General features: G+C 66.1%; 15 protein-coding genes and 1 tRNA gene. 1 reads left to right on the forward strand and 15 read right to left on the reverse strand.

Features of this window, described 5'->3' with window-relative positions; all coding sequences use genetic code 11:
- Positions 1-60 precede the first annotated feature (60 nt).
- The 3 genes from rpoB to rplJ form a co-directional block, all read right to left on the reverse strand.
- Complete coding sequence (rpoB, locus tag BLW83_RS12015; RefSeq protein WP_090848465.1) at positions 61-4206, reverse strand: DNA-directed RNA polymerase subunit beta; 4146 nt, start codon at positions 4204-4206, stop codon at positions 61-63.
- Positions 4207-4497: 291 nt separating this feature from the next.
- The gene (gene rplL, locus BLW83_RS12020; RefSeq protein WP_090848466.1) at positions 4498-4875 is read right to left on the reverse strand and encodes a 50S ribosomal protein L7/L12; all 378 of its coding nucleotides are present in this window, start codon (positions 4873-4875) and stop codon (positions 4498-4500) included.
- Positions 4876-4942: 67 nt separating this feature from the next.
- The gene (gene rplJ / locus BLW83_RS12025; RefSeq protein ID WP_090848467.1) at positions 4943-5458 is read right to left on the reverse strand and encodes a 50S ribosomal protein L10; all 516 of its coding nucleotides are present in this window, start codon (positions 5456-5458) and stop codon (positions 4943-4945) included.
- Between the two features lie 333 nt (positions 5459-5791).
- Between rplJ and BLW83_RS12030 the strand changes: the two genes are divergently transcribed.
- The gene (locus BLW83_RS12030; RefSeq protein ID WP_143042833.1) at positions 5792-6664 is read left to right on the forward strand and encodes a glycosyltransferase; all 873 of its coding nucleotides are present in this window, start codon (positions 5792-5794) and stop codon (positions 6662-6664) included.
- Positions 6665-6701: 37 nt separating this feature from the next.
- Here the strand turns inward: BLW83_RS12030 and rplA are convergent, their stop codons facing one another.
- The 12 genes from rplA to BLW83_RS12085 form a co-directional block, all read right to left on the reverse strand.
- Entirely contained in the window at positions 6702-7400 is a 699-nt protein-coding gene (gene rplA, locus BLW83_RS12035) for a 50S ribosomal protein L1 (RefSeq protein ID WP_090848469.1), read from the reverse strand.
- A gap of 5 nt (positions 7401-7405) precedes the next feature.
- Positions 7406-7858: a 50S ribosomal protein L11 gene (gene rplK / locus BLW83_RS12040; protein ID WP_090848470.1), complete on the reverse strand. Its 453-nt coding sequence runs from the start codon at positions 7856-7858 to the stop codon at positions 7406-7408.
- Between the two features lie 91 nt (positions 7859-7949).
- On the reverse strand, positions 7950-8489 hold the full coding sequence (nusG, locus tag BLW83_RS12045; RefSeq protein WP_090848471.1) for a transcription termination/antitermination protein NusG: 540 nt from the start codon (positions 8487-8489) through the stop codon (positions 7950-7952).
- Between the two features lie 177 nt (positions 8490-8666).
- Positions 8667-8858, reverse strand: a complete 192-nt coding sequence (gene secE, locus BLW83_RS12050) for a preprotein translocase subunit SecE (RefSeq protein ID WP_425433957.1) — start codon at positions 8856-8858, stop codon at positions 8667-8669.
- 88 nt (positions 8859-8946) lie between these two features.
- Positions 8947-9375: an RrF2 family transcriptional regulator gene (locus BLW83_RS12055; RefSeq protein ID WP_090848473.1), complete on the reverse strand. Its 429-nt coding sequence runs from the start codon at positions 9373-9375 to the stop codon at positions 8947-8949.
- Positions 9376-9424: 49 nt separating this feature from the next.
- A complete protein-coding gene (locus BLW83_RS12060) occupies positions 9425-10303 on the reverse strand; it encodes a hypothetical protein (RefSeq protein WP_090848474.1) in 879 nt (292 codons plus the stop codon).
- A 28-nt stretch (positions 10304-10331) separates the two neighbouring features.
- Positions 10332-10407 (reverse strand) — tRNA-Trp (locus BLW83_RS12065).
- A gap of 133 nt (positions 10408-10540) precedes the next feature.
- Complete coding sequence (locus BLW83_RS12070) at positions 10541-12394, reverse strand: ABC transporter ATP-binding protein (protein WP_090848475.1); 1854 nt, start codon at positions 12392-12394, stop codon at positions 10541-10543.
- 41 nt (positions 12395-12435) lie between these two features.
- Positions 12436-13089 carry a CatB-related O-acetyltransferase gene (locus BLW83_RS12075; protein WP_090848476.1) on the reverse strand — a complete coding sequence of 218 codons (654 nt, stop codon included), beginning with the start codon at positions 13087-13089 and terminating at the stop codon, positions 12436-12438.
- Positions 13090-13091: 2 nt separating this feature from the next.
- Complete coding sequence (locus BLW83_RS12080) at positions 13092-13517, reverse strand: HIT family protein (RefSeq protein WP_090848477.1); 426 nt, start codon at positions 13515-13517, stop codon at positions 13092-13094.
- Between the two features lie 126 nt (positions 13518-13643).
- Entirely contained in the window at positions 13644-14111 is a 468-nt protein-coding gene (locus BLW83_RS15515) for a hypothetical protein (RefSeq protein ID WP_143042834.1), read from the reverse strand.
- A 144-nt stretch (positions 14112-14255) separates the two neighbouring features.
- Positions 14256-14749 (reverse strand): EF-Tu C-terminal domain-related protein (locus BLW83_RS12085; protein ID WP_245728823.1); only part of this gene is annotated, 494 nt, incomplete at its 5' end.

Here is a 14749-nt window from a genome sequence, read left to right on the forward strand (position 1 = left end):
GGGAAGGTGCGTGGGGACCACGCACCCTACGGGCGGCAGGGTGCGTGGTTGCGCGCGCCGTTATTCCCCGTCCTCCGCATCCAGGAGTTCCATGTTGAGGCCCAGACCCCGGACCTCCTTGACCAGCACGTTGAACGATTCCGGCACGCCGGCCTCGAAGTTGTCCTCGCCCTTGACGATGCTTTCGTAGACTTTCGTCCGCCCGGCCACGTCGTCCGACTTGACCGTCAGCATTTCCTGCAAGGTATAGGCGGCGCCATAGGCTTCCAGTGCCCAGACCTCCATCTCGCCCAGACGCTGGCCACCGAACTGGGCCTTGCCGCCCAGCGGCTGCTGGGTCACCAGGCTGTAGGGGCCGGTCGAACGTGCGTGCATCTTGTCATCGACAAGGTGGTGCAGTTTCAGGACGTATTTGACGCCCACGGTGACCGGGCGCGCGAACTGCTCGCCGGTGCGGCCGTCGAACACGATCGACTGCCCCGAGGTGTCAAAGCCCGCGCGGCGCAGCGCGTCGTTCACGTCGCCTTCCTTGGCGCCGTCAAAGACCGGGGTCGCAACCGGCACGCCCTCGCGGACATGTTCGGCGCGGTCCACCAGATCGGCGTCGTCCAGCGCGGCGAATTCGTCCTCATAGGTCGCCTCGCCATAGCCGTTCTTCATCGCGTCGCGCACCGGGGTCATGTCGCCATTCTGCCGGTATTGATGCAGCGCCTCGTCGATCTTGATGCCAAGGCCGCGCGCGGCCCAGCCCATGTGGGTTTCAAGAATCTGGCCCACGTTCATCCGCGAGGGCACGCCCAGCGGGTTGAACACCAGATCGACCGGGGTGCCGTCGGCGAGAAAGGGCATGTCCTCCATCGGGACGACCTTGGACACCACGCCCTTGTTGCCGTGGCGGCCGGCCATCTTGTCGCCGGCCTGCAGCTTGCGTTTGACCGCGACGAACACCTTGACCATCTTCATCACGCCCGGAGGCAGGTCGTCGCCCTGGCGGACCTTTTCGACCTTGTCCTCGAACCGGGCGTCCAGCGCCTTTTTCTGGACGTTGAACTGGTCCTGCAGCGCCTCGACCTCGCGGGCGGTGTCCTCGTCGGCAATGGCCAGCTGGAACCACTGGCCGCGCGACAGGCTGTCCAGCAGGTCCTGCGTGACCTCGCTGTTCGCCTTGATGCCCTTGGGGCCTTTCACGGCGGTCTTGCCCATGATCAGCGATTTCAGGCGCGCGTAGATGTTGCGTTCCAGAATCGCCAGCTCGTCGTCGCGGTCGCGGGCCAGGCCCTCGATTTCCTCGCGCTCGATCTGCAGGGCGCGTTCGTCCTTGTCGACGCCGTGGCGGTTGAACACCCGGACCTCGACGATGGTGCCGTAAGCCCCCGGCGGCAGCCGCAGCGAGGTGTCGCGCACGTCGCTGGCCTTTTCGCCGAAGATGGCGCGCAGCAGCTTTTCCTCGGGCGTCATCGGGCTTTCGCCCTTGGGGGTGATCTTGCCCACAAGGATGTCGCCCGGCCCGACCTCGGCGCCGATATAGACGATGCCGGCTTCATCCAGATTGCGCAGGGCTTCTTCGCCCACGTTCGGGATGTCGCGGGTGATTTCCTCGGGCCCCAGCTTGGTGTCGCGGGCCGCCACTTCGTATTCGTCGATATGGATCGAGGTGAACACGTCGTCGCGGTGGATCCGTTCGGAAATCAGGATCGAATCTTCATAGTTGTAGCCGTTCCACGGCATGAAGGCGACGACCACGTTCCGGCCGATGGCCAGTTCCCCCTGATCGGTCGAGGGGCCGTCGGCGATCACCTGTCCGGTCTTCACCCGCTCGCCCACCTTGACCAGCGGACGCTGGTTGATGGTCGAGGACTGGTTCGAGCGCTTGAACTTGCGCAGCCGGTAGATGTCGACGCCGGCATCGCCCGCGCCCAGATCCTCGGTCGCGCGCACGACGATGCGGCTGGCGTCCACCTGGTCGATCACGCCGCCGCGCCGCGCCATGATGGCGGCGCCGGAATCGCGGGCGACGATGGCTTCCATCCCGGTGCCGACGAACGGCGCCTCGGCCTTGAGCAGCGGCACCGCCTGGCGCTGCATGTTCGAGCCCATCAGCGCGCGGTTGGCGTCGTCGTTTTCAAGGAACGGAATCAGCGCCGCGGCGACCGAGACCAGCTGCTTGGGCGACACGTCGATCAGGTCGATGGAATCGACCGGGTTCAGGGTGAAATCGCCCGCCTGGCGGGTCGAGATCAGTTCCTGCGTGAAGCGGCCGTTCTCGTCCAGCTCGGCGTTGGCCTGCGCGACGGTGTGGCGCATTTCCTCGGTCGCGGACATGTAGACGACATCATCGGTGACCTGCCCGTCCACCACCTTGCGATACGGGGTCTCGATAAAGCCGTATTTGTTCACCCGCGCAAAGGTCGCAAGGCTGTTGATCAGGCCGATGTTCTGGCCTTCGGGCGTTTCGATCGGGCACATCCGGCCGTAATGGGTCGGGTGCACGTCGCGCACCTCGAAGCCCGCGCGCTCGCGGGTCAGACCGCCCGGCCCCAGCGCCGAAAGGCGGCGCTTGTGTGTCACCTCGGACAGCGGGTTGGTCTGGTCCATGAACTGCGACAGCTGGCTTGAGCCGAAGAACTCGCGCACCGCGGCCGCCGCCGGCTTGGCGTTGATCAGGTCCTGCGGCATCACCGTGTCGATCTCGACGCCGGACATGCGCTCGCGGATCGCACGTTCCATGCGCAGCAGGCCGATGCGATACTGGTTTTCCATCAGCTCGCCGACCGAGCGCACCCGGCGGTTGCCCAGGTGGTCGATGTCGTCGATCTCGCCCTTGCCGTCGCGCAGTTCCACCAGATCGCGGACACAGGCCACGATATCTTCGGGGCGCAGGGTGCGCTGGGTGTCGGGCGCGTCCAGGTCCAGACGCATGTTCATCTTGACCCGACCCACGGCCGACAGGTCGTAGCGCTCGGAATCAAAGAACAGGTTGTTGAACAGCACGCTCGCCGCCTCGACGGTCGGCGGCTCGCCCGGGCGCATCACCCGGTAGATGTCCATCAGCGCGCCGTCGCGGTTCATGTTCTTGTCGGCGGCCATGGTGTTGCGGATATAGGGGCCGACGTTCACATGGTCGATGTCGAGCACCGGAATCTCGGTGATCCCGTTGTCCAGCAGCGACTTGAGCAGCCCGCCCGACAGCTCGTCGTCCTTGTATTCGGCAGTGATCTCGTCCCCGGCCTCGGCATAGATCAGGCCGGTTTCCTCGTTCACCAGATCGCGGGCGATGAAGCGGCCGACGATCCGCTCGAACGGGACCAGCAGATGCGTGGCCTCGCCCGATTCCAGCAGTTGCTTGACCAGGCGCGGGGTCACCTTGTCGCCGGCCTTGGTGATCACCTCGCCGGTGTCGGCGTTGACCAGGTCATAGGACGGGCGGGTGCCGCGCACGCGTTCGGGGAAAAACCGCGTGACCCAGCCCTCGGCGCCCTTCTTGCCGGACTTCAGCTTGTAATCGACGGTTTCATAGAACGCGTCCATGATCGCGTCCTGATCCATCCCCAGCGCATAAAGCAGCGTCGTCACCGGCAGCTTGCGGCGGCGGTCGATGCGCGCGAACACCAGATCCTTGGCGTCGAATTCGAAATCCAGCCACGAGCCGCGATAGGGAATGATGCGGCAGGCGAACAGCAGCTTGCCCGAGCTGTGGGTCTTGCCGCGGTCGTGGTCAAAGAACACGCCGGGGCTGCGGTGCATCTGGCTGACCACCACCCGCTCGGTCCCGTTCACGATGAACGTGCCGTTCTGGGTCATCAGGGGCATGTCGCCCATGTAGACATCCTGTTCCTTGATGTCCTTGACCGCCCGGGTGCCCGAGTTTTCATCGACATCGAACACGATCAGACGCAGCGTCACCTTCAGCGGCGCGGCATAGGTCATGTCGCGGCTCTGGCATTCCTCGACGTCGTATTTCGGCTTTTCCAGATCGTATTTCACGAATTCCAGCGTCGCGGTCTCGTTGAAGTCCTTGATCGGGAACACCGACTGGAACACGCCCTGGATGCCTTCGCCGTCCTGATGGCCGCCGCCCTCGCCCGAGGCGAGGAACAGGTCATACGAGGATTTCTGAACCTCGATGAGGTTCGGCATTTCAAGAACTTCGCGGATATTGCCGTAATAGCGCCGGATGCGCTTTTGGCCGACGTAGGATTGCGCCATGGAGGTAATCGCCTTTCGTCATCGCGCGGCGGATCGTCGGGGCCCGATCCGCGGCACGCATACGAACATCAGGGGTGCGGCTCCATTCGTGCCGCGCGTCCCACCGCGCAGCTCCCGAACCGCAAACTCGCCCTGAAGGAGACTCGTCCCAGATAGGGTCTCGCCAAGTGTCCTTCAAGACGGGTTCGGCAGGGACCGGGAAAAACCCGGACCCTGCCCAATTTGCGCGGTCACGATCCAGAGGGCTCTGATTGCCCAGGGATGGGACGACCGCCCGACCTCGCGGCCGGATTACTTCAGTTCGACCTTGGCGCCGGCAGCTTCCAGCTTGGTCTTGATTTCTTCGGCTTCGGCCTTGGCCGCAGCTTCCTTGACCTTGCCGCCGGCCTCGACCAGATCCTTGGCCTCTTTCAGGCCTAGGCCGGTGATGGCGCGAACTTCCTTGATCACGTTGATCTTGTTGGCACCGGCTTCGGTCAGCACGACGTCGAATTCGGTCTTTTCTTCGGCGGCTTCCGCCGCGCCGCCCGCAGCCGGGCCAGCCATCATGACGGCGCCACCGGCGGCCGGCTCGATGCCGTATTCGTCTTTCAGGATCGTCTTGAGTTCCTGCGCTTGCAGCAGGGTCAGGTTGACGATTTGTTCGGCGAGTTGCTTCAGATCAGCCATTTTTCCGTTCTTTCCAGAATGTTGTTCCAACGTCGCGGCCTATGCAGCCTGACGGGACGGGATTGCCTCAGGCAGCCTCGCGCTCTTCGAGCGTCGAAAGGATGCCCGCGATGTTGCTGGCGGGCGCGCCGATCGCACCGGCGATGTTGCTGGCAGGGGCGCCGATGCAGGACACGATCGAAGCGATAAGCTCTTCGCGCGACGGCATCTGGGCCACGGCTTTCACACCGGCCGGATCCAGAGCGTTCTCGCCCATGGCGCCGCCAAGGATCACGAACTTGTCATTCGTCTTGGCATAGGCGTCCGCGACCTTGGCCGCAGCCACGGGGTCTTCGGAAAAGGCGAGAACGGTCATCCCCGTCAGGTAATCGGCGATCGAAGCCGCCGGCTTTCCTTCCAGGGCGATCTTGGCGAGCCTGTTCTTGGCAACGCGGACTGCACCCCCCACGTCGCGCATCTGCGCGCGCAGGGCCTGCATTTCGGCAACCGTCATCCCCTCGTAGCGGGCAACCACCACGACGCCAGAGCTTTCAAAGATCTGGCCGAGTTCCTCGACCACCTGTTCTTTTTGGGCTCTATCCACGGTTCACTCCACATTGGGGGTTTCCCCCCGGCTCACTTGTCCCGGCCGCTTTCGGGGCGGCAGGGGCGGGTCCTTGGGCGATGGACCCGAGAGCGCCCCAAAGGTGGAACCTTTGCGGAAAAATCTCGACTTCCATCTCGGGAAGGACTTAACGGCGTTCACGCGCCAGCCCTCCGTCTCGGACAGGAACAGGGCAGCCGCGAATCGCGACTGCGCCTGAAGCGCTGCTTTTAGCCCGCCGGGCGCGCCGACACAAGCCGGCGCAAACCTGTGGTCAAGCGGCAGCCGGGCGGCTAGAGCGGGAATCAGCCCTGCCGCTGTCCGGTGAATGTCGTGGACCCAGTCATCTTCGGCTATATGCGCTTTTCCTATCTGGGCCGCAGCGATGTCATCCTGGCGCGCACCGCCGAGGACCAGGCCGAACGCCGGCGCATCCTCTATGCCCCCGAACGGATGGAGCAGCGGTTCCATCTCTTTGAACGGCTTTGCGCGCCGTCGCTGCGCTGGCAAACCGACAGGGATTTCCGGCTGGCGATCCTGACCTCGCCCGAACTGCCCCTGCCCTACCGCGAACGGCTGCACGCGATCACCGCCGATATTCCGCAGGTGGAAATCATCTGCGACGATGCGCCCCACATCACCCAGGCCATCGACCCGTGGATTGCGCGCCAACCCATCGTCCACCAGACCCGGACGCTGCATTTCCGGCTGGACGACGACGATGCGCTGGCAAGCGATTTCGTGGCGACCCTGCGCGACAACATGGGGCGCGTGCCGGACCGGGGGATCATCTCGCGCCCGGCGGGGTTGTTTCTGGCCGACACCCCGGACGGCCCCGAGCTGCTGGCCAAGTTCGAGCCGTTCATCGCGATCGGCTTTGCGCTGGTCAATCCGCCGGGCCGCATCCACAACCCCTACGGGCTGCGCCACGCCATCCACCATCGCTGGGCGCCCGCGCTGATCCTGCCGCAGGAATTCGCCTATATCCACGCGGCCCATCTGCACGCGGACACGCTGGCGATGCAGCGGACCAAGCTGGGCAGCGCACGGGCGGAACATGCGCGCTATCACGCCGGCCGGCCCCGCCGGTTCCGGCAGGCGGTCAAGCGGCAATTCGGCGGCCACAATCCCGAGCATTTCCTCAGGATCATCGCGACCTCGCCCGCGCGGCGCGGGCAGGCTGAAACGCAAGACGCCCCGACCTGAGGCCGGGGCGCTGCGTTTCACGTCAGGGCGCGAAGGCTCAGCCCTGCGCGGCCGACGCCAGATCCAGCGACACGCCCGGACCCATGGTCGAGCTGATCGAGACCTTTTTCAGATAGGTGCCCTTGGCGCCCGAGGGCTTTGCCCGGCTCACCGCATCCACGAAAGCGCGGATGTTTTCGGCCAGTTTTTCCGGCTCGAACGAGACCTTACCGACGCCGGCATGGACCACGCCCGCCTTTTCGGCCTTGAACTGGACTTCACCGCCCTTGGCCGCCTCGACCGCGGATTTCACATCCATGGTCACCGTGCCGACCTTGGGGTTCGGCATCAGGTTGCGCGGGCCAAGGATTTTCCCCAGACGGCCGACCAGCGGCATCATGTCGGGGGTGGCGATGCAGCGGTCAAAGTCGATCTTGCCGCCCTGAATCGCTTCCATCAGGTCTTCGGCGCCGACGATTTCCGCGCCGGCGGCCTTGGCCTCGTCGGCCTTGGGGCCGCGGGCGAACACGGCGACGCGCACGTCCTTGCCGGTGCCGTTGGGCAGGGTCACGACGCCGCGGACCATCTGGTCGGCGTGGCGCGGGTCGACGCCCAGGTTCATGGCGATTTCCAGCGTCTCGTCGAACTTGGCCGAGGCATTGGCCTTGACCAGCGCGATGGCGTCTTCGACCGGCAGATAGGTCTTGCCCTCGAATGCGGCGCGGGCGGCGGCTTTTTTCTTAGCGATCTTTGCCATCTGGATCAGCCCTTCACTTCGATGCCGACGGAACGGGCCGAGCCGAGGATGATCTGCATGGCCGCGTCGATGTCGGTCGCCGACAGATCCTTCATCTTGAGCTCGGCGATCTCGCGCACCTGCTTGGCGGTCACGGTGCCGGCGCTCTGGCGGCCGGGCTTTTCCGAACCCTTGGCGCGGTTGCGCTTGCCCTCGGACTTCAGCCCGGCGGCTTTTTTCAGCAGAAAGGTCGCGGGCGGAGTCTTGGTTTCAAAGGTAAAGGACTTGTCCGCGTAATAGGTGATCACCACCGGAATCGGGGCGCCCTGTTCCATTTCCTGCGTGCGGGCGTTGAACGCCTTGCAGAATTCCATGATGTTGATGCCGCGCTGACCCAGGGCCGGGCCGACGGGCGGGGACGGGGTGGCTTGCCCCGCCTTGATTTGCAGCTTGAGGCTGCCGACGATTTTCTTGGCCATCTGGCCTTCTCCTTGTCATCACGCCCCGGGATCGGGGCCGATTTAGCGGTCCGGCGCGACCCCGATGGGGCCGCAACCTCCCGCAGACACATCACGAGGTCTTGGCGACCTGCGTGAATTCCAGTTCGACCGGGGTCGGCCGGCCAAAGATCGAGACGGTCACCTTTACCCGGCTGGAAATCTCGTCGACTTCCTCGACCATGCCCGAGAAACCTTCGAACGGGCCGTCGGTCACATTGACCTTTTCGCCGACCTCAAAGCGGATGAGGTTGCGCGGCGCGACCTCGGCCCCGCCCTGCCCCGAGCGGGACAGCATCTCGTTCACCTCGTCGTCGCGCATCGGCATCGGCTTGCCCTGCGAACCCAGAAACCCGGTGACGCGGTTGATCGAATTGACCAGGTGATAGGTCTTGTCCGACAGGTCCATGTGGACCAGCACATAGCCGGGCATGAAGCGGCGTTCGGACGTGACCTTCTTGCCGCGCCGGATCTCGATCACTTCCTCGGTCGGCACGACGACATCGTCGATTTCGTCCTCAAGGCCCTTTTCGGCCACGGCCTGCCGGATCGCCTCTGCCACCTTCTTTTCAAAGTTGGACAGGACGCTGACCGAATACCACCGTTTTGCCATCGCCTTGATCGTCCCCTGCTGTAATGCTGCGGCGCGTGACCGGCCGCGTCGGCCCGAAAACTGAAACGGCGCGCAGACCGAATCGGTGCACGCCGCTAACCGGGCAGGTCGGGGCGACATATCCGCCCCCGGAAAGGAATGCAAGCATCGGCGGCCGGTTGCCGGGCCGCGGACCCCTTAGCCGACGGTGCGCAGGACCGTCGAGACGCCGCTGCGGATCAGCAGGTCGACCACGAAAAAGAACAGGCTGAACAGCCCCGCCATGACGAACACCATAAGCGTGGTGGTCATGACCTCGCGCCGCGCGGGCCAGATGATCTTGGCGGCTTCGGCGCGGACCTGGCTGATGAACTGGGCGGGGTTGGTCATGGGCATCCCTTGCGTTGCAGCCGCTGAAATAATCCCCACGCCCCGCAAAAGCAAGTGCGGGCGGAACCCGCGCACAGCCAGGGGCGTGTCAGGGGGAAAACTCGGGCGTTTCACCGGCCGCCGCCTGCGCCAGCGAGGTGCCTTCGAGCCGCGCGGCGGTGGCGTCGCGCACGGCGATCAGCACCGGGCGGATCTCGCATTCCTCGACCGAGCGGCAGTCGGGACAGGGGCGATATTCGGTGCGGCTGGCGCAAGGGGCCAGCGCCAGCGGGCCGTCGATCGCACGCAGCACCTCGGCAAAGCTGATCTGCGCGGCGTCGCGCGACAGCACATAGCCGCCGGTGGGGCCACGCTTGCCGATCACCAACCCGCGCGAGCGCAGCTGCGACAGGATCTGTTCCAGAAACTTGTGCGGGATGTTTTCCGCCGCCGCGATTTCGGCCGCAGTGGCACTGGCGCCCTTGCGGGTCAGAAACAGCATCGCGTGCAGCGCGTGGCGGGATTTCTGCGACAGCATGATTCGGCATAGGCCGGACCCGCGGCCGGTGCAAGCGCGGGTTGCGCGACTAGGGCGCCAGCAGCGCCACCCCGGGCAGGGCAGCCAGCCGCGCCAGATCCTGCCGATAGGCCGCAGCGCTGCGCGCCACGGTGTCTGCATCAAACAGCGCCAGCGCCGGATGCCCGGGTTCCCGGGGAAACAGCGCCTTGGCCTCTTGCGCAAGCTGCGCGGCGGCGGGGCCGGGCTGCGCGATCCCCTGCGCCAGCAGATGCCGCCATGCCGGCTGCGACAGCCCGACCACGGACGCGCCGGGGTCGCCCGCCCGCGCGACCAGCGCCTGCGGCAGGAACTGCGCCAGGATCCGGGGGCGCAGCGCGGCATAATCCTCATAGCGCCACACCACCAGCCGGGCCACGCCGCGCACCCCCAGCAGCCGCCGGGCCAACCCCTCCCACGACAGCGCGAGCGGATCGAACCCGGCCAGATAGGCGCGGAAATCCAGCTCGACCCCCGCCTGCAACTGCATCGAGAACGCCGAGGTCAGAAACGCCGAGGGCTCGCGCACCGCAAGACAGATCGTCGCCGGCCGGTGCCGCAGCATCCCCAGCAGCCGCCGCAACCGCGGGACCGCGTCCGGATAGACCAGATTGCCCGGCCCCATCAGCCCCTCGCGCCGCAGGCTGCCCAGGATGTTTTCTTCGGAAATCACCACCTCGGGCCAGGTCTCGGCGATGCGGTCCAGCCGCCAGCGCAGCCGGCCCCGCTGCCGCCCCGGCACGATGCCCGCGCCCAGCAGCGGCCCCAGCCGCGCCATCCCGTCCCGCCACTGCGGCGGGCCGCTGTAATGGATCCCGGCCGCCAGCATCGCGGGCGCCAGCGCCTGCAAGCTTTGCTGCAAATGGGTCGAGGCGGTCTTGTGCGCACCCAGATGGATCGTCAGCGTCATGCCGCGCGGTCCCGCAATCCGGTTGGGCTGGCAGGGGCAGAGGGACTCGAACCCCCGACCCTCGGTTTTGGAGACCGATGCTCTACCAACTGAGCTATACCCCTAGGCCGCCGTCCGATTAGGACAGGACGCAGGCGCACGCAAGCCGGAAATGCGCGGGCCCGCTGCGCTTGCTTCATCTTGCTTCAAATATCCTCGGGGGCCTGGGGGCAGACAGCCCCCAGCCGCAGCCGCGCCTCAACCCGCGCCGGCATCGGTCAGAAACCCGCCCGACTGCCGGCTCCACAGCCGCGCATAAAGCCCGCCGGCCGCCAGCAGCTCGGCATGGGTGCCCTGCTCGATGATCCGGCCGTCGTCCATCACCACCAGCCGGTCCATCGCGGCGATGGTGGACAGGCGGTGGGCGATGGCGATCACGGTCTTGCCGGCCATCAGCCGTTCAAGCTGCGACTGGATCGCGGCCTCGACCTCGCTGTCCAGCGCGCTGGTGGCCTCGTCCAGCACCAGGATCGGCGCGTCCTTCAGCGCCACCCTTGCGATGGCGATGCGCTGGCGCTGGCCGCCCGACAGCTTGACGCCGCGCTCGCCCACATGCGCCTCCAACCCCTTGCGCCCCTGCGCATCGGCCAGGCGCGGGATGAACCCGGTGGCCTCGGCCGCCGTGGCCGCGGCCTCGATCTCGGCCCCCGAGGCATCGGGGCGGCCATAGGCGATGTTGTCGCGCACCGAGCGGTGCAGCAGCCCCGAATCCTGCGTCACCACCCCGATGGCGGCGCGCAGCGAATCCTGCGTGACCTGCGCGATGTCCTGTCCGTCGATCTCGATCCGCCCCGTTTCCACATCGTGGAACCGCAGCAGCAGGTTGATCAGCGTGGATTTCCCCGCCCCCGAGCGCCCGACCAGCCCGATCCGCTCGCCCGGCGCGATGTCCAGCGTCAGCCCGTCCAGCACCGCCATCGGCCGCTCGCCCGGGGCGGCGTCATAGCGAAAGGTCACGTCGCGGAACCGCACCGCCCCGGCGGTCACGCGCAAGGGCTGCGCGCCCGGCGCATCGACCACCATCCGCGGCAGCGCCAGCCCGGCAATGCCGTCACGCACGGTGCCGATATTTTCAAACAGCGCCGCGAATTCCCACATGATCCAGTGGCTCATGTTGTTCAGCCGCATCGCCAGCGGCACCGCCACCGCCAGCGCCCCCACCTCGACCTCGCCGCGGGTCCACAGCCACAGCCCCAGCGCCGCCGTCACCGCGACCAGCACATGGTTGAGCAGGTTCAGCACCATGTCCTGCGCCGCCGACAGCCGCATCTGCCAGTGGACCGTGCCAAGAAACTCGTCCATCGATTCGCGGGCATGGGCTTCTTCGCGGGCGGAATGGCTGAACAGCTTGACCGTGGCGATGTTGGTATAGGCATCGACGATGCGTCCGGTCATGCCGGCACGCGCCCCGGCCTGCGCCTCGGCCGCGCGGCCCAGCCGCGGGATCAGCACCCACAGCAGCGCCCCGTAGCCCAGCCCCCAGGCCGCGAACGGCAGCGCCAGCCGCCAGTCCTGCGAGGCCGCCAGCCACAGCGCCCCGGCAAAATAGACCAGCACATAGACCGCCACGTCCATCAGCTTCATCGCGACCTCGCGCACCGCCAGCGCGGTCTGCATCAGCCGCGTGGCGATCCGCCCGGCGAATTCATCCTGGAAATACCCCATCGACTGGCGCAGCAGATAGCGATGCGCCTGCCAGCGGATGCGCTGCGGGAAATTGCCCAGCAGCGTCTGGTGCATGACCAGCGCGCCCAGGATGTTCAGCGCTGGCAGCACCAGCAGCAGCAGCGCCGCCATGCGCCACAGCCGCGGCCCCTCGAGCGCCCAGAACTCGGCCCGAGGCGTGTCGGCCAGCCGGTTCACCAGCTCGCCCAGATAGCCGAACAGCACCACCTCAAGCGCCGCGATCAGCCCCGAGGCCGCCGCCAGCAGCACCAGCCACGGCAGCGCGCCCCGCGAATAATGCAGCACGAACCCGGCCAGCGTGCGCGGCGGCATCTGCGGCGGATCCTGCGGATAGGGGTCGAGCCGGCGCTCGAACCAGCTGAACATGGTTGTCCTTTCCGTTGCCCGGTTGCAGCGAAAGCGCCGCGTCAGGGGGCGAGTTCCGCCAACGCCGCCACGTCACCCCGCGCCAGCGCCGCCGTCGCCCGCGCGATGCGCGCGGCGGGCCAGTCCCACCACGCCAGCGCCAGCAACTGCTTCACCGTTCCGGCATCGAAGCGGTGGCGGATGATGCGGGCCGGGTTGCCGGCGACGACGACATAATCCGGCACCATCCCGCCGACAACCGCGCCCGCGCCGATGATCACCCCGCTGCCGATCCGCGCGCCCGGCAGGACGGTGGCGCCGTCCCCGATCCACACGTCATGGCCGATCACCGTGTCCGGCAGCCCGGTGATCTGGTCGATGTAATCCCCCACCCGCTGATGGTCGAAGATCGCAAACGGATAGGTGCTGATCCCCGCCATCGGGTGGTTGGCCGAGGCGGTGATGATCCGCACCCCTTCCGCGATCTGGCAGAACCGCCCGATCTCCAGCCGCTCGGGCGCGCCGGGGTAAAGATAGGGCGCCAGCCGCGCCGCCCAGTCCGCGGGCGGATCGAAGGCCGAGGCATAGGTGAAATCCCCCACCCGGATATTCGGATGGTCGATGGCGCGCGCCAGATGCACCAGCCCCCGGTTCACCCGCCCGTCGGGAAACCGCATCGGATGCAGCACCGCGGGGTCGAGGAAACCGGGCGGCATCGCTAGTCCCGCGACAGCGCGCGCGCGATCCCCGCCATCTCGTCCGCGGGCAGCGGCGGCGGAGTGGTGTAGCCATCAACCCCCTCGGCCAGATAGACCTGCGAGGTCACGTCGTGGACATGGTGCATCGGCACCACATGGGCATGGGCGTGCGGCACATGGATGCCGGTAAAGAACATCGCCACCCGCTCGACCCCGTAAAGCCGCTTCATCCGCCGCGACAGCGTCTGACTGACCTCCATCACCCGCGCGGCCAAAGGCGGGGGGATGTCCTCGAACCAGACGTGATGCGCCTTGGGGATGACCAGCGCATGACCGGCGCGGATCGGATGCAGGTCAAGAAAGGCCATCACCTGATCGTCGTCATGGACAATATGGGCGGGCAATTCACCTCGCGCAATGCGGCAGAACAGGCAGTCGTGGGTCATTGTGGCCTCCGTTCCCGCGCGAGATTGCGGCAAGTGCGGGGCGGGGGCAATGGGGTGGCGGCGCAGAGGACAGTCCGAACAGCAACCATTCAAGCCGAAGCGGCCAGGTTCAGGCCAGGCGAATCATCAAGGCGCTGCCTGTTGGGCCGGATCCAATGGCGCTGCGCCAGCTTCTCCCAGAAGCCCGCAGAACAGCTGATTGCACCAGTCTCGGCGAGCGTTGAGGAACTCGATATATAGCTCGCTACGCCATTCGACCAAATCTTCGCATATCTTCTCTAGGGAAAGGACATCGTAGAAACCCATCTCTTCCATGACTGATTCCCGTCCCGCCGGAGTAACGGCCCCCCAGACCAGTATGGCTCCGTCAGTTTCCACTACCTTCCGGCCGACATGGACGGTTTGGCCAAGCGCTTTATTCGCGGCATCTAGAAATGCATGGAATGCCGGCTTCTGGTGATGTGCAAGCTGGTCGGATCTTTCCAGAACGAAATATCGGAAATTCTGATACTCGATCTCACATTTCATCTCGCTGACATAAACCTTGCCGCTGGCACGTTCCCGGAATGTGAAATCCAGAGTATGTCCGCGCAACGCCCCGGCATAACGGATCGTTGGCCGACCGATGGTGTCGTAACGCGCCCGTGGCTTAGTCCCCGGCCATCAAAAAACCCGCCCCGTTTCGGGGGCGGGTTTGTTGTTTCGGCATGGTGCGTGGGGACCACGCACCCTACGCGATCACTCGAGGATCTTGGCGACGACCCCTGCTCCAACCGTGCGGCCGCCTTCGCGGATCGCAAAGCGCAGCTTTTCTTCCATCGCGATCGGGGCGATCAGCTCGACCTCGAACTTGAGGTTGTCGCCAGGCATCACCATTTCCGTGCCCTCGGGCAGCTTCACCGTCCCGGTCACGTCGGTGGTCCGGAAATAGAACTGCGGACGATAGTTCGCAAAGAACGGCGTGTGGCGCCCGCCCTCTTCCTTGGTCAGGATATAGGCCTCGGCCTCGAACTTGGTGTGCGGCTTGACCGAACCCGGCTTGCACAGCACCTGACCACGCTCGACACCGTCGCGGTCCACGCCGCGCAGCAGCGCGCCGATGTTGTCGCCCGCCTCGCCGCGATCCAGCAGCTTGCGGAACATTTCCACGCCCGTGCAGATCGTTTTCTTGGTGTCGCGGATCCCGACGATTTCAAGCTCGTCGCCCACGTTCACCGCCCCACGCTCGACCC

The sequence above is a fragment of the Paracoccus alkenifer genome, from assembly GCF_900108405.1.
Taxonomy (GTDB): domain Bacteria; phylum Pseudomonadota; class Alphaproteobacteria; order Rhodobacterales; family Rhodobacteraceae; genus Paracoccus; species Paracoccus alkenifer.